This is a genomic window from Actinomadura harenae (genome assembly GCF_003696215.1).
GTDB classification, from domain to species: Bacteria; Actinomycetota; Actinomycetes; order Streptosporangiales; family Streptosporangiaceae; genus Spirillospora; species Spirillospora harenae.
Window position 1 is genome coordinate 13,301 of the sequence record NZ_RFFG01000049.1, and the last position, 19,194, is coordinate 32,494.

Consider the following 19,194-nt stretch of genomic DNA (forward strand, 5'->3'; position numbering starts at 1 on the left):
CTCTACTCGGCGATCGTTTGTGAGGAAAGTTCACGTTTACTGATCGCCCGGATCCCCGCCAGGGCCACCAGGGCGGCCAGGACCGACGAGGCCAGCGGGACCAGGAAGGACTCCATGGCGCCGTAGGCGTCGGCGATCCGCCCGGCCAGGGACGCGCCCGCCGCCGCGCCGATGCTCAGCGACGTCGACACCAGCGCCAGGCCCTCGGTGAGCTGCCCGGACGGGACGACCCGCTCCACCAGCCCGAACCCCGGGATGATCGTCGGCGAGATCGCCAGCCCGGCCACGAACGCCACCGGCAGCATCAGCCAGAAGTTCCCGATCAGCGGCAGCGGCACCAGCAGGACGGCCTGGAGGACGATCCCGATCAGGAAGCGGCGGTCCAGCGAGGAGGCCCAGTTCCGCGCGCCGTACCAGAACGCGGAGGTCGCGCTGCCGCCCGCGTAGCAGCCGAGCAGCACCCCGGCCAGCGGCTTGTGCCCCTGTTCGGTGGCGAACGCGACGCCGGCGACGTCCATCGCGCCGAACACCAGGCCGACGAACAGGAAGATCGGCGTCATGATCCGGAGGGCCGGGTTCGTGAACGCCCCGCCGCGGGGCGACGTCCCCGGTGTGAGGGGCCGCGGCGGCGGCTCCGTCCCGCGCAGGCGCGCGAAGGCCAGGCCCCCGGCGAGCGTGCAGGACGCGGCGACCGCGAGCCCCGCCGCCGGATGCACCCCGGTCGCCAGCGACGTGACGAGGATCGGCCCGGCGACGAAGATCAGCTCGTCCATGACCGACTCGAACGAGTACGCCGTGCCCATCGGGATCGACGTCCCGGTCAGCACGTGCGACCAGCGCGAACGCACCCACGCGCCCAGGGAGACCTGGGTGAGTCCGGCGAGGGCGCTCGCGGGGTACAACGTCCAGAGGGGGGCCTCGAACAGGGCGAACGAGATCAGCAGGGAGAAGGCGACCGCGTTGGCCGAGACCAGGGGGATGAGCACCCGGCGCTGTCCGTAGCGGTCGGCGAACCGGGCGCTGAGCGGGGCCGCCGCCGCGTAGGCGACCGCCATCGTCGCGGAGACCGTTCCGGCGATGCCGTACGATCCGGTCACCGCGGAGACCAGGAGGACGATCCCGATTCCCACCATGGACATCGACATGCGTCCGACGAACCCGGCGGCGACGAACGCCCTGGCCCCGGGAACGGCCAGAAGCGTCCGGTACGGACTGGCCAACATGCTCCTTCTGTTCTGAGCTGGATAACTTGATCACGTTACCTGGACCTTCAAACATATTTTTCCGGGTAACCGTCTGTTGGTGACGTTCGTTGGGGATGGTTGTGGTTCCTCCTTCACCCGGGCCGGACTCGGCCCCGGAAGCGGCTGGCGACCCGGCCTCCGCGCACGCTCCCGCCCCGCCGCGCGCCGGGAATCCGCGCGCCGGAAGACCGGGCGCCGGGAAGCCGGGCGCCGGTAACGGGCGCCCGGGACGGCGGCGGCACGGTCTCGTCGTGACCGCGGTCGGGATCCTGGTCGCCGGGAGCCTCGCCGGGGGCGTCTACGCGGCGCTGACCGTCAAGGACCCCGAGCCCGCGCGGAAGGACGCCGCGGCCTCGACCCCCGGCCCGGACCCGCTCAGGAACGGCCCGGTCACCAACCTCGACACCGCGGCCGGGCAGGTCGCGCCGCTGCGCCGGGTCGTCCCGCCGGACGTGCTCGCCGTCGGCGGGACGACGATCACCGGCGCGCAGGTCGCGAAGATCGGCAGGATCGGGCACGTCAAGGACGTGATCGCCGTCGCGGGCGGGGCCGTCCAGCTCCAGGGGCGCCAGGTCAACGCGTTCGCCGTCGACCCGTCGGTCTTCCGGTCCTGGACGCCGCCCGGCACCGCCAAGCGCACCGAGCTCTGGACGGCCCTGGCGTCCGACCAGTTCGTGGTCTCGGCGACCGCCGCCGACCAGCTCCAGCTCAGCCGCGGCTTCCAGTACCCGGTCGTCGGACGGACCGTCCCGAACCTGGTCCTCGGCGGCTCCGGAAGCCTCGGCCTGCCCGGCATCGACATGCTGGTCAGCAAGAGGTCCGGCACGGCCATGGGCCTGGTGGACGACATCGCCGTCCTGGTCAACGCCCCCGGCGCCAGCCCCGGCAAGGTCGCGGGCCAGGTGAAGAAGATCCTCGGCGCGGGCTCCAGCGCGGTGAACCTGCACGAGACCAAGTACCAGCCGTCCGGGCAGAACGGGCACGCGGGCAGCTACCTCGACCTGTACCGGCAGGCCGCCACCACCTGCCCCGGCCTGTCCTGGACGGTCCTCGCCGCGATCGGGCAGGTCGAGAGCGACCACGGCCGCAACCCCGGACGCTCCAGCGCGGGCGCGCTCGGGCCGATGCAGTTCATGCCGTCCACCTGGGCGACCTACGGCGTGGACGGCGACGGCGACGGCAAGGCCGACATCATGAACCCCTACGACGCGATCCCCGCCGCGGCGAAGTACCTGTGCGCGAACGGCGCGGGGAAGGGCGGCCAGTCGCTCTACAGGGCGATCTTCGCCTACAACCATGCCGACTGGTACGTCCAGAAGGTCCTCGGCCTCGCGCGCGCGTACGCGGCCCAGTACAAGTAGCCGGGAGGGGCAGGGGCCGGCGGGAGCGTTTGGCATCGCCTGGTTGGATTGAGGCATGAGCCAGGCGATGACGGCGGGTTATGACGCGCTGCTCCTGATGTCGTTCGGCGGCCCCGAGGGCCCGGACGACGTGATCCCCTTCCTGGAGAACGTCACGCGCGGGAAGGGCATCCCGCGCGAGCGGCTCGCGAAGGTCGGCGAGCACTACCACCTGTTCGGCGGGGTCAGCCCGATCAACCGGCTCTGCCGGGAGCTGAAGGCCGCGATCGAGGCGGACTTCGCCGCCAACGGCCTCGCGGACGTCCCGGTCTACTGGGGCAACCGCAACTGGGACCCCTACCTCGCCGACACCGTCCGGCAGATGAAGGAGGACGGCGTCCAGCGCGCCGCCGCGTTCGTCACGTCCGCCTACGACGGGTACTCCTGCTGCGGCCAGTACGCGCAGGACATCGAGCGCGCGCGAGCCGAGGTCCCCGGCGCGCCCGAGATCGACAAACTGCGCGTCTACTACAACCACCCGGGCTTCGTGGAGCCGTTCGTCGAGGCCACCAGGGCCGCCCTGGACGACCTCCCCGAGGACGCCCGGGACGCCACGCACCTGGTGTTCAGCGCGCACAGCGTTCCGCTCTCCCAGCCGGGCCGCGAGCTGTACCAGGCCCAGCTGGAGGACGTCTCCGCCCACGTCGCCGAGCACGCCGCCCCCGGACGGCCCTGGAAGCTCGTCTACCAGAGCCGCAGCGGCCCGCCCGCCCAGCCGTGGCTCGCCCCCGACATCGGCGACCACCTCGTGGACCTGGACGCCGCCGGCGTCCGGGCCGTCGTGAACGTCCCCATCGGGTTCGTGTCCGACCACATGGAGGTCAAGTACGACCTCGACGTGGAGGCCACCCGCCTCGCCGAGAAGCTCGGCCTGGCCTTCCGCCGCGCCGCCACCCCCGGCACCCACCCCCGCTTCGTCGCCATGGTCCGCGAGCTCATGCAGGAGCGCTCCGGGACGGACCGTCCCGCGCTCGGCTCGCTCGGCCCCCGTCCCGACACCTGTGGAGAATGCCGATGACCGATCCGTCCGCCCTGCTGGAGCTCGCCCTGGAGACGGCCCGCGAGGCCGCCCGGATGCTGGTCGACAAGCGGCCCGCCGACCTCGGCGTCGCCGACACCAAGTCCAGCCCCACCGACGTGGTCACCGAGATGGACCGGGCGTCCGAGCGGCTGATCACCGAGCGGATCCTCGCCGCCCGGCCCCGCGACGCCTTCCTCGGCGAGGAGGGCGGCTCGTCCGCCGGCGACAGCGGCGTCCGCTGGGTCGTCGACCCGATCGACGGCACCGTGAACTACCTCTACGACCTGCCCGACTGGGCGGTCAGCATCGCCGCCGAGGTGGACGGCGAGGCCGTCGCCGGAGTCGTCGAGATCCCGCGCCTGGGCGAGACCTACACGGCCGTCCGGGGCGGGGGAGCGTTCCTCCACACCGCGTCCGGGGTCCGCGAGCTGAAGGTCAACACCGGCGTCCCGCTCGACCGGGCCCTGGTCGCCACCGGGTTCGGCTACTTCCCCGAACGGCGCGCCCACCAGGGCGAGGTGGTCGCGGCCCTCCTCCCGCGCGTGCGGGACATCCGGCGCAGCGGGTCCTGCTGCGTGGACCTCTGCTCCCTGGCGGCCGGACGCGTCGACGCCTACTACGAGCGCGGCGTCCAGGCCTGGGACGTCGCGGCGGGGGCCCTGATCGTCGAGGAGGCGGGCGGACGCGTCCAGGGGCTCGCTGGGGCCCCCGTGAGCCCCGACCTGTGCATCGCGGCGGCTCCGGGCCTGTTCGACGCCCTGCACGCCGTTCTGGAGCCCCTGGACCCGGCCAGGGACTGAGGCCGTCCCCGCCCGATCATCGGGCGGGACCCGGCGGGAGACCCGCGGAACGAGAAGGGCCCCGGACGCCTACGGTCGTCCGGGGCCTTCGTGCGTTCTCGCAGCGGGGGGCTAATCGCACCTGGGTGCGTCGATACCGATGTCGTTGTTCGCTGCGATCCGGCGCAGTTCCTTGATCTCCTCCTGGCGTATGTCCACCAGGTAGACGTCACCTTCTGCGTGGGCGTGGCGCAGCGACTCGTAAGCGTTGTCGAGACGCTGCTGGATCTGACGTGAAAGCTCGCCCATGGGCCTCCTCCCGGATCTGAGCGTCTGTACCCACGCCTACGCTGGGGCCAAACCTGTTTCCAAGCGCGAATTCGCCGTGTGGCGGGGGCGGAACGGTCCCGGCCCCGCGACCCCCTTACGAGGCTCTTACGGGCTCTGTGGCATACCGGAGGGGTAAGGCGAGGGGCGTGACAGCCGAGGGGGAGTTCGTGAGGGTTCTGGTCGTCGAGGACGAGCGTGTGCTCGCCGACGCCATCGCCACGGGCCTGCGCCGTGAGGCGCTGGCCGTCGACGTGGCCTACGACGGCGCGGGCGCGCTGGAACGGACCGGCGTCAACGAGTACGACGTGGTCGTGCTCGACCGCGACCTGCCGAAGGTGCACGGCGACGACGTGTGCCGGCGGCTGGTCGCCGACCGTTATCCGGCGCGCATCCTGATGCTGACGGCGGCGGGCGAGCTCGACCAGCGCGTCGAGGGTCTGTCCATAGGGGCCGACGACTACCTGCCCAAGCCGTTCGCGTTCACCGAGCTGGTCGCCCGCGTCCGGGCGCTCGGACGGCGCGCGTCGGCGCCGCTGCCGCCCGTCCTGGAGCGCTCGGGCATCACGCTCGACCCGTCCCGGCGGGAGGTCACCCGCGACGGGCGGCCGATCGAGCTGACCCGCAAGGAGTTCGCCGTCCTGGAGGTGCTGATGGGCGCCGAGGGCGCGGTGGTCAGCTCCGAGCAGCTGCTCGAGAAGGCGTGGGACGAGCACATCGACCCGTTCACCAACGTCGTCCGGGTCACGATGATGACCTTGCGGAAGAAGCTCGGCGATCCGCCCGTCATCGAGACCGTCCCGGGTGTGGGGTACCGGCTGTGAGCGCGCCCGAACCCACCTCGAACGACCTGCCCGAGCCGGTTCCCGGCGAGACGGGCGCGTCCGGCGAGGAGAGGAAGACCCCGGGCAAGGCCCGGGGGAACGGCCGCGGGAAGGGCCGTGACAAGGCGATGGACGGCTCGCCCGTGAGCCCGGCGCAGGACGGCGGCGAGCCCTCGCCCGTGCGCCCGTCGGTGACGCCGCCGGGCGCGTCCGCCGGACGGCCCCCGGGCCGGGACGGCGGGTCCGGCACGTCCGACTCCGGGCCGAACGGCCAGGTCGGCGTGGTCACGACCGGGTCGTTCGCCCTGCCGGGCGACCGGAACGGCGAGCCCAAGAACGGCGAGAGCTCCTCGTTGCTCACCGACCTGCGGTCCCTGCCGAACCGGATCAGCGTCCGGCTGCGGCTGACCGTCCTGTACGGCGCGCTGTTCTTCCTGGCCGGGGTGCTGCTGCTGTTCGTCACCTACCTGCTGCTGCGGTCGGTGCTCGACTCGGTCTTCCCGGCCGGCACCGGCATCCGCTACCCGGACGGCAGCTTCATCACGTCCGAGGCGATCCGCGACCTGGCCATGCGGCGGATGCTGACCCGCTCGCTGCTGGCCCTGCTCGGCGTCGGGATCATCGCCGTCGTCATGGGGTACTTCGTCGCCGACCGGGCGCTGTCCCCGCTCCAGCGGGTCACCGCGACCGCCCGCCGGCTCTCCGAGTCCACCCTGCACGAGCGGATCGCGCTGGACGGCCCCGAGGACGAGATCAAGGAGCTCGCCGACACCTTCGACGCCATGCTCGAACGGCTCAGCGACGCGTTCGACACGCAGCGCCGGTTCGTCGGCAACGCCTCGCACGAGCTCCGGACGCCGCTCGCGATCAACCGGACGCTGCTGGAGGTCGCGCTCACCGATCCGGAGGCGTCCGACGACCTGAAGACCGTCGGGAAGACGCTGCTGGCCAACAACGCCCGGCACGAGCGCCTGATCGAGGGCCTGCTGCTGCTCGCCCGCAGCGAGCGCGAGCTGACCACGCGCGTCCCGACCGACCTGTCCGAGGTCGCCGCGACCGTCCTGACGAACCTGGCGCGCCGCGAGCAGCCGAACGAGGTCTCCGTCCACCGCGAGCTGACCCCGGGCGCCACGCCGGGCGATCCCGTCCTGCTGGAGCACCTGGTGAGCAACCTGGTGGACAACGCGATCAAGCACAACTCCGACGGCGGCGAGGTCTGGGTCCGCACCGGCGTGCTGTCGGGGTACGCGACCGTCCAGGTGGAGAACACCGGCCCGGTCGTGCCCGCGTACGAGATCGAGCGGCTCTTCGAGCCGTTCCGGCGGCTGAACGCCGACCGGCTGGAGTCCGCCAAGGGCGCGGGCCTCGGACTGTCGATCGTCCGCTCGGTGGTGCTCGCCCACCGCGGGCGCGTGTACGCCGCGCCCCGGCAGGGCGGCGGCCTGGTGATCACCGTCCGGCTGCCCCTCACACGTGGACGGTGTGCCGTGAGAGGCCGCTTCCCGGCCGGTCAGGGCCGGGAAGCGCCGATCACCTGCTGACGGTGCCGAACGCCGACGCGCTGGTCTCGGAGAGCTTCTCCCGCCAGTCCCAGCGGATCGTCTTCAGCGACAGGACGTTCCCGCTGGTCGGGTAGAAGGTCACGTACCCGGCCGCGCACCTGTTCTCGCTGCTGATCATCGGTGTCTCCCGGAAGACCGCCTTGCCGCTGGCCGCCGAGCCGGAGATCGCCGCCAGGTTCGTGTAGCAGGTGTCGGTGCCGTCCGGGTAGGTGTAGGTGGCCGTGCCCGACGTGTAGAGGAGCGCGAACTTCGCGGTGAAGTTCCTGCGGTTGGTCTGCGCCCCCGGCTGCTGCGCCGGTCCCGTCCACACGCCGACGATGCCGGTGTTGACCTTCGAGCCGGACGTCGAGGGCGGCGTGTACGGCGTGTACGTCGGGACGGTGAGCGTCGGGCGCGGCGTCGGGTCGCCGCCGTTCGCGAGCGCGGCGATCACGATGACGACGATCACGACCAGGACGAGCACGCCGCAGCCGATGCCGATCGCGAGCGGCGCGTTCGACCCGCCGGACTTCGGCGGCGGGCCGTACATCGGCCCCGTCGCGGGCGGCCCGGCGACGGGCGGGGCCGCCGGCGGACCGTAGGCGGGCGGACGCTGCCCCTGCTGGGGCGGCGCGCCCTGGTACATCGGCATCGGCGGGGGCGTGATCGACGGCGGCGGCGTGACCGGCCCGGCACCGCCCTGCCCCGGGTAGCCGCCGCCCTGGCCCTGGTAGCCGCCCTGGTGCATCGGCATGGGCGGCGGGGTGATCTGCTGCCCGCCGCCGTACGGCGACGAGGGCGGGACCGCCGGCGCGGGCGGGGCGTCCAGCCGCGCGGCGATCCGGGTGCCCTGGTCGAGCAGCGCGTCTCCGGACGCCGCGCCGGCCGGGGTCGCGTTGACCGACTGGAGCAGCTGCAGCAGCAGCTGCGGCGCGGGCGGGCGCAATCCGGCGTCCTTGGACAGGGCGCGCTGCACCATGGCCCGGACGGGCCCGGCGGGCACCCCGGACAGGTCCGGATCCTCGTTGAGGATCCGGTTGATGATCACCGGAAGCGTCTCGGCCTCGAACGGGGACTGCCCGGTCGCGGCGAACACCATGGTCGCGCCCCAGGCGAAGATGTCCACGGCGGGCGTGAGCGGCGCGCCCGTGAGCTGCTCGGGCGCCAGGTAGCCCGGGGTGCCGACGACCATGCCGGTCGCGGTGACCGCGCTCTCCTGGGAGTTCACGGTGCGGGCGATGCCGAAGTCCACGACGCGCGGGCCGTCGCTGGCCAGCATGACGTTGTTCGGCTTGAAGTCGCGGTGGACGATCCCGGCCTCGTGGATCGCGGCGAGCGCGGTCGCGGTGCCGATCGCCAGGAGCAGCAGGTCGTCGGCGTTCATCGGGCCGCGGTGCGCGATCACGTCGTGCAGGGACGCGCCGTCGATGAACTCGCTGATCACATAGGGCTGCTCGCCCTCGACGTCGAAGTCGAGGACGCGGGCGGTGCACTGCGGGTCGACCTTGCTGGCCGCGGTGACCTCGCGGGCGAACCGCGCCCGCGCCGCCTTGTCGCTCGCCATCTGCGTGTGCAGCAGCTTGATGGCGACGTACTCTCCCCCGTGGGAGCGGCCAAGGAAGACCGCGCCCTGCCCGCCTGCCCCGAGCCGCCCGACGACCTCGTACCGTCCCAGTGCCCGCGGATCGCCCGGCTCCAGTGGAGCGGCTTCCGGCATCAGACCCTCCCGTGACCCGCCTGTGTGGTGTGGCGCTCTTGTGTGGTGTGGCGCTCTTGTGTGGTGTGGCGCTGCACGATATCGCGTTAGTTCAGACGTTTCATCGACACGATGGGTTCAATGCCCGATCGCGGCTTTCCTGGCGATACGCGGGGCGGGTGGGGGCGTCCGGCGCCGGGGGTGTGAACGAGGGCGGCACCGGGTACCCGAGCGGTCCCGGAGACCATCAGGGACACGCGGGGGGACGCGCCAGGGGACGCGCCGGGGCCGTGCGGGGGCGGTCGGTGCGCGAGTGGGCGCGGAGAAGGATATGATCCCGCCGCCGTTGGTTGCGCCCCCGGGCGTCACGGCGCTGTTCCACAGCGTGGCACCCGGGCGGTCGGGTGACGTGCGCCACATCTCCGCGGGCCGGGACGGGTGATCGGTGTCACTCGTGAGAACCGTCGCGCCTTGTGTGGCACAGCTCACCGCCCGTGACAGAATTTCCCGCCCGGATCGGGCACAAGAACGGCCCCCCGAGCGTTAGATCCGCGCGACGGGGCGCATAAAGCATCGAGGGGGATGGAGACGAAGATGGCGACCGACTACGACAGCCCACGCAAGACCGACGACGATCTCAATGAGGACAGCCTCCAGGAACTCCAGGCTCGCCGCGCCGACAAGGCCGCGAGCATCATCGACGAGGACCTGGACGCCGGCGAGGTCGCCGAGCTGCCCGGCGCCGACCTGTCGAACGAGGAGCTGACCTTCCGGGTCGTTCCGCGGCAGGCCGACGAGTTCACGTGCAGCCGGTGCTTCCTGGTGCACCACCGCAGCCAGCTGGCCACCGAGAAGAACGGCCAGCCGGTCTGCCGCGAGTGCGCCGCCTGACGGGCGGTCCGTTTCCGAGGTCCGGTCCACGGCCTGGTCCCCAGGCCGTCCGACGGGACGGTTCCGACCCACGGGAGCCGCTGGTGAACGAGGTTCCGGAAGTCCACGAGCGGCGCGGTCCCTCCGGGGACCCCGCCGCGGTCACACCCGTGCCGGGCGCGGCCTCCGCCGCGCCGGGCGCACACCCCTCCGCCACCGCGTCGGCGAACGTGCCGGGCCCCACGCCCGGCCACGAGCGCGACGCCCGGGACACCTGCGAGAACGACATCCGCGAGCGCGACGCCCACGACCGCGCCGCTCGTGATCAGGGCGCCGGCCCCGGCGCCGACGATCACCACGACGCCGACGACCACACCGCCGACGATCACAGCGCCGCGCCGGACGGTCCGGGGAGCGACCGGGAGATCGGGGAGCTGGTCGGACGGCTCGCCGCCGACGAGGAGCTCGACCGCGAGACCCGCGGCCGCCTGCTCGCGCGGCTCACCCGGCTGCTCGCGGCCAGCGCCCGCACCGCCGGGACCAGGGGCATTGCGCGCGGCCGCTGGCTGGCCGACCTGTTCACCGCCATCGTCCCGCACGTGCCGATCCGCGACCGGGCCACCCTGACGGCCCACCACCACGGCCTCACCGGCGAGGACCTGGCCGACAACATGGTCAAGGTCGCCGCGCGCGCCACCACCGCCGTGGGCGCGGCGGGCGGGGCGCTGGCGGCCGTCGAGTTCGCCGCCCCGCCGCTGCTGCTGTCGGCCCCCGCGCAGCTGGCCGCCGAGACCCTCGTGGTCGCGGCGATCGAGGTGAAGATGATCGGCGAGCTGCACGAGGTCTACGACGTCCGGGTGCAGGGGTCCGGCACGCTCCGGGCCGCGGCGTTCACGACGGCGTGGGCGCGGCAGCGCGGCCTGAACCCGCTGGAGGGCGGCTCGCTCACCGGCGCGCTCGGCGCGGCCTCCAAGGCGGCGCTGCGCAAGCGGCTGCTGCGCACCCTCGGGCGCAGCCTGACGACGATGGGCCCGTTCCTGACCGGCGCGGCCGCCGGGGCCGCGCTCAACCGCACCGCGACCAGGAAGCTCGCCGCGTCCGTCCGGGACGACCTGCGCAAGCTCGGCGGCCCGGCCCCCGGCCTCCCCGGCGAGCACCCCCGTCTCCCGAGCTGAACCGGTCACCCTCCGGTCAAAGAGGACCAAAAAGCACGAAAAGAATGAACGGCCCGCCTGGAGAACCCTCCGGGTGGGCCGTTCTTCGCGTTCGGGGGCGCCCTCTAAGCGAACTCGAGCTCTCCGGCGACGGAGTCGCGGCCGCAGAGCCACATGCCCAGGGCCTCGCGGGTGCCGCGCACGGCCGGGCCGTTCCTCGCTCCCGGCAGGACGACCGGACGGTGCCCGTCGGTCGGCTCGAGGCGGTGCCGCAGCACCCGCCGGTTCAGCCACATGCTGAGCTGGAGGCCCTCACGGAAGATCGCGGTGGCCGTCCCGTCCGGGACGTTCCGGGTGAGGCCGAGGCCGCGCACCACGTCCTGGTGGTGGACGCCGAGGTCGCCGAGCAGGATCGGCGCGCCGAGGCGGCTGGTCGTGCTGGGGTTGTCGGCCCAGTGCCGGGCCCACCGCATCAGCCGCTCCCGGGACATCGAGCGCGCCCGGTCGGCCTGGGCCCCGTTGGCGTCGTTGATCTTCGACCCGAAGGGCAGGTACGAGGCGACGAAGTAGTCGAGCCCGATCACGTGGCCGAGGACGTCGCGCGGGGCCCATGCGGCGCACAGGGTCGTCCCGGTGTCGAAGTCGGCGTCGGACAGGCCGTCCAGCGTCTCGATCAGGCGGAAGCGCTCGGCGCGCAACTCGTCCTCGAAGGGCAGGCGGATCCGGTCCAGCAGCATCGTGGTCGATCCCTTCGTCACCGGGGGACCGACCACGATACTGGACGAGTCGTCCAATGCCCCGCCGGGGCCCGTGTCAGGACTCGGCGCGCAGCTGGGCGGGCAGCTCGCCGGTGCCCTTGGACCAGTGCTTGGCCGCCGCGCGGGTGGCGAGCAGCCGCGCGACCTCCACGCCCACGCCCATGACGACGGCCCAGGTGAGGGCCTCGCTCAGCGCGACCTCCGGAGACTCGGGGTTGGCCGGCGGCTCCTTGCCGGTGCTCTTCTTCCACGCCATCGTGATGGCCTTCTTGGCGGCGAAGCCGCCCGCGAAGGCCGCGGCCCCGGCCAGCACCCGCCAGCCGATGTCGCCCTTGTCCGCCATCGAAACCTCCCAGTCCCTCGAGTGATCCCGACGCTATCGGACACGCCGCCGCCCGAGAGCGCCGCCCACCTGGGCACGCCGATCCCGCGCCGATGCCGTGCCGACGCAGCACGGCGGCCTCTGGAGCGGAAATGCGAACCGATCAGCGTCCGATGGTCAATAGCATTGGTTCATGAGTTTTCCGTCGCGTGTGCCGAGCGTTCCTTCCAAGCCCTCTCTGGACGGCCTGGAGGAGAAGTGGGTACGCGCCTGGGAGGACGGACGGACGTACCGGTTCGACCGGTCGCGTCCGGCGGGCGAGGTCTACTCGATCGACACGCCGCCGCCCACCGTCAGCGGGTCGCTGCACGTCGGCCACGTCTTCTCGTACACCCACACCGACACGATCGCCCGGTACCGCCGCATGCGCGGGCAGGAGGTCTTCTACCCGATCGGGTGGGACGACAACGGGCTGCCGACCGAGCGGCGCGTCCAGAACTACTTCGGGGTCCGGGGCGACGCGTCGCTGCCGTACGACCCCGGCTTCGAGCCGCCGGAGAAGCCGGACGCGAAGCGGCAGGTGGCGATCAGCCGGCGGAACTTCATCGAGCTGTGCGACCGGCTGACCGGGATCGACGAGAGGGCGTTCGAGGACACCTGGCGCCGCGTCGGGCTGTCGGTCGACTGGAGCCTGCTCTACACGACGATCGGCGAGACCGCGCGGGCCGCGTCGCAGAAGGCGTTCCTGCGGAACCTGCGGCGGGGCGAGGCGTACCTGTCGGAGGCCCCGACCCTGTGGGACGTCACGTTCCGCACGGCCGTCGCGCAGGCGGAGCTGGAGGACCGGGAGCAGCCCGGCGCGTTCCACCGGCTGCGGTTCCACGCCGGTGAGCGGCCCGTGTACATCGAGACGACGCGTCCGGAGCTGCTGCCCGCGTGCGTCGCGCTCGTCGCGCACCCGGACGACGAGCGGTACCGGGAGCTGTTCGGGACGACCGTCCGGACGCCGGTGTTCGGCGTCGAGGTCCCGGTCGTCGCGCACCGGCTGGCCGAGCCGGACAAGGGGTCCGGCATCGCGATGATCTGCACGTTCGGCGACGTCACCGACGTCACCTGGTGGCGGGAGCTGGACCTGCCGACCCGCGCGGTCGTCGGCTGGGACGGCCGGTTCGTCGCCGAGGCGCCCGCCGGGGTCCCGGCGGGGACCTACGCCGAGCTGGCCGGGAAGACCGTCCACTCGGCGCGGGAGCGGATGCTCGAGCTGCTGGCCGAGGCGGGGGACATCGACGGCGAGCCCCGCAAGGTCGTCCGGGCGGTGAAGTTCTTCGAGAAGGGCTCCAAGCCGCTGGAGATCGTCACCACCCGGCAGTGGTACATCCGCAACGGCGGGCGCGGGCCGGAGCTGCGCGCCGAGCTGGTGGAGCGGGGCCGCGAGCTGGAGTGGTACCCGGCGTACATGCGCGCCCGGTACGAGAACTGGGTCGAGGGCCTGAACGGCGACTGGCTGATCTCCCGGCAGCGGTTCTACGGCGTCCCGATCCCGGTCTGGTACCGGCTGGACGGGGCGGGCGAGCCGGTCTACGGCGAGCCGGTCGTCCCGGCCGAGGACACGCTGCCGATCGACCCGGCGACCGACGTCCCGCCCGGTTTCACCGAGGACCAGCGCGGCAAGCCGGACGGGTTCACCGGCGACCCGGACGTGATGGACACCTGGGCGACGTCCTCGCTGACCCCGCAGATCGCGGGCGGCTGGGAGCGCGACCCGGACCTGTTCTCCCGCGTGTTCCCCTACAGCCTGCGGCCGCAGGGGCACGACATCATCCGGACGTGGCTGTTCGCCACGGTCGTCCGCGCGCACCTGGAGAACGGGTCGCTGCCGTGGAAGGCCGCCGCGCTGGCCGGCTGGATCCTGGACCCGGACCGCAAGAAGATGTCCAAGTCCAAGGGCAACGTCGTCACACCGATCGGGCTGCTGGAGGAGTTCGGCTCGGACGCGGTCCGGTACTGGGCGGCGAGCGGCCGGCCGGGCACCGACACGGCGTTCGACACCGGGCAGATCAAGGTCGGGCGGCGGCTCGCGATCAAGATCCTGAACGCGTCGAAGTTCGTCCTGGGGTTCGCGGAGCAGCCGCTGGACGAGGGCGTCGACGCCGAGGCGGTCTGGTACCCGGGCGACCTGGCGATGCTGGCCGCGCTGCGCGGGCTGGTCGGCGAGGCGACCGAGGCGTTCGAGTCCTACGACTACGCGCGGGCGCTGGAGCGCACCGAGCGGTTCTTCTGGCAGTTCTGCGACGACTACCTGGAGCTGGTGAAGCAGCGCGCGTACGGGGCGGACGCGAAGGCGGCGTCCGCGCGGGCGGCGCTGAACCGGGCGCTGTCGGTGCTGCTGCGGCTGTTCGCGCCGTTCCTGCCGTTCGTGACCGAGGAGGTCTGGTCGTGGTGGCAGGAGGGTTCGGTCCACCGTGCCTCCTGGCCGACGCCGGACGAGCTGCCGGACGGCGGGGACGCGTCCCTGCTGGGCGTCGCGGCCGAGGCGCTGCGGCAGGTCCGCAAGGCGAAGTCGGACGCGAAGGTGTCGATGCGCACGGAGCTGTCGCGGGCGTTGGTCACGGGCGAGCGGGCCGCCGACCTGGCCGAGGTCTCGGGCGACCTCCAGGCCGCGGGCCGCATCGCGGAGCTGGACCTGGACGGCTCGTCCGAGGGGCCGCTCACGGTCGCGGTGGTCTTCGCGGAGAGCGACGGCGAGTAGTCATCGCCTGAAGGGCCTCCGGGGTCTCCCCCCGGGGGCCCTTTTCGTTGTCCTCGTCCGGGAGGCGGGGTGACCGAACAGGGTTCGGGCGCTAGCGTAAGCGCGTACTGACACGCGTTGCGGCGGCCTCGCCGGGCCGGGTGCGGCGCGGGTCGCGTCGCCCCCGGGAGGAGCCGCCCCGTGACGGATCTCGACGAGTACCGGAGCCGGGCCCGCGCCTGGCTGGCGGAGCGGACGGCCGACCTGCCGCCCGATCCCGGCCTGGCGGAGTCGCGCGCGTTCATGGCCGCCCTGTACGACGCGGGCTACGTGGGGATCACGTGGCCCGCCGAGTACGGCGGGCGCGGCCTGTCGGCCGTCGAGGAACGCGCGTTCCAGCAGGCCGCGGCCGATGTCCCGCTGCCGGTCGGGGTGTTCGGCATCGGCCTCGGCATGTGCGGGCCGACGCTGCTGTCGCTCGGCACCGAGGAGCAGAAGCGCCGGTACGTCCGGCCGCTGCTGCGCGGCGAGGAGATCTGGTGCCAGATGTTCTCCGAGCCGGGCGCGGGCTCGGACGTGGCGTCCCTCCAGACCCGCGCGGTCCGGGACGGCGGCGACTGGGTGGTCGACGGCCAGAAGGTGTGGACGTCGGTCGCCCGGCAGGCCGACCTCGGGCTGCTGATCGCGCGCACCGACCCGGACGTCCCCAAGCACCAGGGCATCACGATGTTCGTGGTCGACATGCGCGACCCGGGCGTGGACGTCCGGCCGCTGCGGGACATGACGGGCGAGTCGCACTTCAACGAGATCTTCCTGACCGGCGTCCGCGTCCCCGCGGAGAACGTGGTCGGCGAGGTGAACGGCGGCTGGGCCGCGGCCGTGACGACGCTGCTGCACGAGCGGGTGTCGATCGGGATGGGCGCGACGCGGACCGAGCGTCCGGCGTCGTTCGCGGCGCTGCGCGCGGCCGCCCGCGAGCGCGGACTGCTCGGCGATCCGGGCGTCACGGACCTGCTGCTGGACCTCTACCTGCGGGAACGCGCGTTCGACCTGCTGACCGCGCGGATGTCGCAGGAGGTGAGGGCCGGGATCCAGCCGGGCGCGCGGGGTTCGGTGAGCAAGCTGCTGCTCGCCGACCTGACCCTGGCGAGCGCCGATCTGGCGAGCGAGATCCTCGGCCCGGAGTGCCTGGCCGGGGACGATCCGGTCGCGCGGGCGCTGGCCTGGGCGCCGGGCATGGCGCTCGGCGGCGGCACCAACGAGATCATGCGGAACATCATCGGCGACCGGGTGCTCGGCCTGCCGCGCGAGCCGCAGGTGGACCGGACCCTCCCGTTCAGGGCCCTGAAGGTCGGCACGCAGGTGAAGGAGGACGGCCGGTGAGGCTCATCCCGACCGAGGAGCAGCGGGAACTGGCCGCGACCGTGCGGTCCTTCGTGGCCGGCCGGGTGCCGATGGCGCGCGTCCGGGAGATCGCCGGGTCGGACGAGCCGTACGACCGGACGGCGTGGACGCGGCTGTCGTCGGAGCTGGGCCTGGCCGGGCTCGCCGTCCCGGAGGAGCACGGCGGTTCGGGGGCGGGGTTCGGCGAGGTCGCGGCCGTCCTGGAGGAGCTGGGCGCGGCGCTGGCGCCCGTCCCGTACCTCTCGGTGGCCGTCGCGGCGTCGCTGCTGGTCTCGCTCGACGCCAAGGACCTGCTGCCCGGCGTCGCGTCGGGGGAGGTGGTCGCGGTCGTCGCGCGGTCCGACGGGCCCCTGCCGGCGGGACGGATCGCCGACCGGGGCGCGTGGGTGCTGGAGGGCGTGGTCGAGCGCGTGCCGGACGGCCCGTCCGCCGGCCTGCTGCTCGTCGTCGCGTCGACGGGCGAGGGCCGCCGGGGCGTCTTCGCGGTCGAGGCGGGGGCGCCCGGACTCGCCGTCATGCCGCTGACCTGGTTCGACACGACGCGTCCGATGGCGCGGGTCGAGCTCGGCGGGGTCCCGGCGCGGCTGCTGGGAGAGTCGGACTCGGGTGCGGCGATCGACCGCGCGGCGGACGTCGCGTCGGTGCTGCTGGCCGCCGAGCAGCTCGGCGGGCTGCGGCGCTGCCTGGACGTGATCGTCGAGTACGCGAAGCTGCGCGTCCAGTTCGGGCGGTTCGTCGGGTCGTTCCAGGCGGTCAAGCACAAGCTGGCGGACATGCACTGCGTCCTGGAGCAGGCCGAGTCGGTCGTCCGGTACGCGGTGTGGGCGGCGGACGAGGCGCCGGACGAGCTCCCGGAGGCCGCCGCGTTCGCCGCGTCCTACCTGGGACGCGCCTACTTCCAGGTCGCCAGGGACCACCTGCTCCTGCACGGCGGCATCGGGTTCACCTGGGAGCACGACGCGCACCTTTACTACAAGCGGGCGAAGGCCGACGAGGTCATGTTCGGCGCGCCGCGCGTCCACCGGGCGCGGCTCGCCGAAGCCCTGGGGCTGACCTAGACAGGGGGGACGAAGTCAGGCCAGGACGCAGTGCGTGCCGCTGAAGATCGTCGGCATGCACTTGTTGCAGTGGACGCAGAGGGACGGCGTCGCGGGCTCGGCCTTGATCCGGTCGATCAGGTCGGGCTCGCGCAGCAGCGCCCGCGCCATCGCGACGAACGGGAAGCCCTCGGCCATGGCCAGGTCCATCGTGGCGCGCTCGGTGATCCCGCCGAGCAGGACCAGCGGCAGGCCGAGGGCGGCCCGGAAGCGGCGCGCCGTTTCCAGCAGGTACGCCTCCTCGTAGGGGTAGGCGCGGATGAACCGCTTCCCGACCAGCCGGACGCCGAGCCGCTGCGGCTGCGGGAACGTCGCGGCGAACTCCTTGACGGGCGCGTCCCCGCGGAACAGGTACATCGGGTTGAGCAGGGAGCTGCCCGCCGTGAGTTCGAGCGCGTCGACCGAACCGTCGGCCTCCAGCCATCGCGCGACCTGGACGCTCTCGTCCGGGCGGAGGCCGCCGCGCACGCCGTCGTCCATGTTCAGCTTGGCGAGGACGGCGACGCGGTCGCCCACCTCGTCGCGGACGGCCCGCGCCACCGCCCGCGCGACCTTCGCCCGGTTCTCGAGCGACCCGCCGTAGGCGTCCTCGCGCCGGTTGATCCGCGGGCTGAGGAACGAGCTGGCGAAGTAGTTGTGCCCGAGGTGGATCTCCACGGCGTCGAAGCCCGCCTCGATCGCGAGCCGCGCGGCCGTCGCGTGCGCGCCGGTGACGCGCCGGATGTCGTCCTCGGTGGCGCGCCGGGTCATCTGCATGCTCTGCGGGTTGAACATCCCGACCGGCGCGAGCGACGGCACCCGGTTGGACCGGCTGTTGGCGACCGGCCCCGCGTGCCCGATCTGCGCCGACACCGCCGCGCCCTCCGCGTGGACGGCGTCCGCGAGCCGCCGCAGCCCCGGGACGGCCTCCGGGCGCATCCAGATCTGGTTCCGCTCGGTGCGCCCCTCGGGCTGGACGGCGCAGTACGCGACCGTCGTCATCCCGACGCCGCCCGCCGCGTGCCGCCGGTGGAAGGCGATCAGGTCGTCCGAGACCAGCGCGCCCCGGCTCATCCCCTCGAACGTGGCGGCCTTGATGATCCGGTTGCGCAGGGTCAGCGGCCCCAGCCGGGCGGGCTCGAACACCTCGGGAACCTCGGGCGCGGGGGTCTCGGGCACGGGTGTCTCGGGCACGGCGTCTCCTCAGAAGGTCATCGCGGACGGGTGGCCGTCCGGGCGCATGGCCGCGTCGGTGCCGCCGTCCACGTACAGGACGGCGCCGGTGGTGAAGCGCGCCTCGGGCCGGAGGAACTGGTGCACCCAGAACGCGATGTCCCCGGCCTGGCCGAAGACGCCGAGCGGCATCGGGGTGGGGAACTCGTCCGGGTCGTGGTCCGCCGCGCCGCCCGTGGACCCCGTCATCAGCGGCGTCAGCACCGCGCCGGGCGCGATCGCGTTGAGCAGCACGCCGCGCCTCGCCCACGCGGGCGTCACGGCCGTCCGGCGGACCCAGTGCGCGACGGCCAGCTTGGACGTGGCGTACGCGGTGATGCTCGGCGCGAAGGCGAGGATCTCGGCGGGCGTGGCGGCCTGGCCCGAGCGGGCCCGGTCGCGCGCGCCGTCCTCGTCACCGGCGAGGGCGAGGGCGGCCAGCTCGTCGTCGATGAGCGGGACGGTGCTGGCCGAGTTCGAGCTGATCACGACCGCGCGTCCCGCGCCGGACGCGGCGAGCGCCTCGCGCAGCCCGGTCAGCAGCGCCACCGGGCCGAAGTAGTTGATCGACATGACGGCGGCGGCGTCCGGGACGTTCGGGCCGACCCCGGCGATCGCGGCGACTCCGTCGAGCCGTCCGCCGCCGAGGGACAGGATCCGCTCGACGGCGTGCGCGCGTCCGTCCGGTGTGCCGAGGTCGGCGATCACCGGCGCGTCGCGCAGGTCGACGCCGATGACGGTGTGCCCGGCCCGTTCGAGCAGCGCGGCGCTCGCCGCGCCCATGCCGGACGCCGATCCGGTGACCGCGAAGGTGCCCATGATCCCCGCCCTTTCCGTC

General features: G+C 73.2%; 17 protein-coding genes. 10 read left to right on the plus strand and 7 right to left on the minus strand.

Going from position 1 to position 19,194, the window contains the following annotated elements; translation table 11 throughout:
* Positions 1-2: 2 nt before the first annotated feature.
* On the minus strand, positions 3-1,223 hold the full coding sequence (locus EBO15_RS25075; RefSeq protein ID WP_233616416.1) for an MFS transporter: 1,221 nt from the start codon (positions 1,221-1,223) through the stop codon (positions 3-5).
* A gap of 272 nt (positions 1,224-1,495) precedes the next feature.
* Here EBO15_RS25075 and EBO15_RS25080 point away from each other — a divergent pair, with 272 nt between their 5' ends.
* Genes EBO15_RS25080 through EBO15_RS25090 form a run of 3 tightly spaced genes read left to right on the plus strand, consistent with a single transcriptional unit; the run spans position 1,496 to position 4,465 of the window.
* Positions 1,496-2,605, plus strand: a complete 1,110-nt coding sequence (locus tag EBO15_RS25080) for a lytic transglycosylase domain-containing protein (protein WP_199744792.1) — start codon at positions 1,496-1,498, stop codon at positions 2,603-2,605.
* Between the two features lie 55 nt (positions 2,606-2,660).
* Positions 2,661-3,662, plus strand: a complete 1,002-nt coding sequence (locus EBO15_RS25085; RefSeq protein ID WP_378237432.1) for a ferrochelatase — start codon at positions 2,661-2,663, stop codon at positions 3,660-3,662.
* On the plus strand, positions 3,659-4,465 hold the full coding sequence (locus EBO15_RS25090; protein ID WP_122196898.1) for an inositol monophosphatase family protein: 807 nt from the start codon (positions 3,659-3,661) through the stop codon (positions 4,463-4,465). Before EBO15_RS25085 ends, EBO15_RS25090 begins: the two co-directional genes overlap by 4 nt.
* Positions 4,466-4,576: 111 nt before the next feature.
* Here EBO15_RS25090 and EBO15_RS45445 read toward each other — a convergent pair whose 3' ends face one another.
* The gene (locus EBO15_RS45445; protein ID WP_170026733.1) at positions 4,577-4,753 is read right to left on the minus strand and encodes a hypothetical protein; all 177 of its coding nucleotides are present in this window, start codon (positions 4,751-4,753) and stop codon (positions 4,577-4,579) included.
* A gap of 188 nt (positions 4,754-4,941) precedes the next feature.
* Between EBO15_RS45445 and EBO15_RS25095 the strand changes: the two genes are divergently transcribed.
* Entirely contained in the window at positions 4,942-5,595 is a 654-nt protein-coding gene (locus tag EBO15_RS25095; protein WP_122196935.1) for a response regulator transcription factor, read from the plus strand.
* Positions 5,592-7,136, plus strand: a complete 1,545-nt coding sequence (locus tag EBO15_RS25100; RefSeq protein ID WP_233616417.1) for a sensor histidine kinase — start codon at positions 5,592-5,594, stop codon at positions 7,134-7,136. The genes EBO15_RS25095 and EBO15_RS25100 overlap by 4 nt, the downstream gene beginning before the upstream one ends.
* On the opposite strand, the gene EBO15_RS25105 is transcribed toward EBO15_RS25100, so the two are convergent.
* Positions 7,126-8,853, minus strand: coding sequence for a serine/threonine-protein kinase (locus EBO15_RS25105; RefSeq protein ID WP_122196899.1), 1,728 nt, complete (start codon positions 8,851-8,853; stop codon positions 7,126-7,128). The genes EBO15_RS25100 and EBO15_RS25105 overlap by 11 nt on opposite strands.
* A gap of 573 nt (positions 8,854-9,426) precedes the next feature.
* Between EBO15_RS25105 and EBO15_RS25110 the strand changes: the two genes are divergently transcribed.
* Together EBO15_RS25110 and EBO15_RS25115 are read left to right on the plus strand one after the other, a co-directional pair.
* Positions 9,427-9,723 carry a DUF4193 domain-containing protein gene (locus tag EBO15_RS25110; RefSeq protein WP_117359663.1) on the plus strand — a complete coding sequence of 99 codons (297 nt, stop codon included), beginning with the start codon at positions 9,427-9,429 and terminating at the stop codon, positions 9,721-9,723.
* An 83-nt stretch (positions 9,724-9,806) separates the two neighbouring features.
* On the plus strand, positions 9,807-10,877 hold the full coding sequence (locus EBO15_RS25115) for a hypothetical protein (RefSeq protein ID WP_325051941.1): 1,071 nt from the start codon (positions 9,807-9,809) through the stop codon (positions 10,875-10,877).
* 104 nt (positions 10,878-10,981) lie between these two features.
* Here the strand turns inward: EBO15_RS25115 and EBO15_RS25120 are convergent, their stop codons facing one another.
* Positions 10,982-11,614: a maleylpyruvate isomerase family mycothiol-dependent enzyme gene (locus tag EBO15_RS25120; protein ID WP_233616418.1), complete on the minus strand. Its 633-nt coding sequence runs from the start codon at positions 11,612-11,614 to the stop codon at positions 10,982-10,984.
* Between the two features lie 55 nt (positions 11,615-11,669).
* The gene (locus EBO15_RS25125) at positions 11,670-11,957 is read right to left on the minus strand and encodes a DUF4235 domain-containing protein (RefSeq protein ID WP_122196900.1); all 288 of its coding nucleotides are present in this window, start codon (positions 11,955-11,957) and stop codon (positions 11,670-11,672) included.
* 172 nt (positions 11,958-12,129) lie between these two features.
* Here EBO15_RS25125 and valS point away from each other — a divergent pair, with 172 nt between their 5' ends.
* The 3 genes from valS to EBO15_RS25140 all read left to right on the plus strand — a co-directional run bounded on the left by valS (position 12,130) and on the right by EBO15_RS25140 (position 17,126).
* A complete protein-coding gene (gene valS, locus EBO15_RS25130; RefSeq protein WP_122196901.1) occupies positions 12,130-14,685 on the plus strand; it encodes a valine--tRNA ligase in 2,556 nt (851 codons plus the stop codon).
* 180 nt (positions 14,686-14,865) lie between these two features.
* The gene (locus tag EBO15_RS25135) at positions 14,866-16,047 is read left to right on the plus strand and encodes an acyl-CoA dehydrogenase family protein (RefSeq protein WP_122196902.1); all 1,182 of its coding nucleotides are present in this window, start codon (positions 14,866-14,868) and stop codon (positions 16,045-16,047) included.
* Positions 16,044-17,126 (plus strand): acyl-CoA dehydrogenase family protein, encoded by a 1,083-nt coding sequence (locus EBO15_RS25140; protein ID WP_122196903.1) that lies wholly within the window; start codon positions 16,044-16,046, stop codon positions 17,124-17,126. The genes EBO15_RS25135 and EBO15_RS25140 overlap by 4 nt, the downstream gene beginning before the upstream one ends.
* A gap of 15 nt (positions 17,127-17,141) precedes the next feature.
* Here EBO15_RS25140 and EBO15_RS25145 read toward each other — a convergent pair whose 3' ends face one another.
* Entirely contained in the window at positions 17,142-18,338 is a 1,197-nt protein-coding gene (locus tag EBO15_RS25145) for an NADH:flavin oxidoreductase (RefSeq protein WP_233616419.1), read from the minus strand.
* 9 nt (positions 18,339-18,347) lie between these two features.
* Complete coding sequence (locus EBO15_RS25150; protein ID WP_122196904.1) at positions 18,348-19,175, minus strand: SDR family oxidoreductase; 828 nt, start codon at positions 19,173-19,175, stop codon at positions 18,348-18,350.
* Positions 19,176-19,194: the final 19 nt, after the last annotated feature.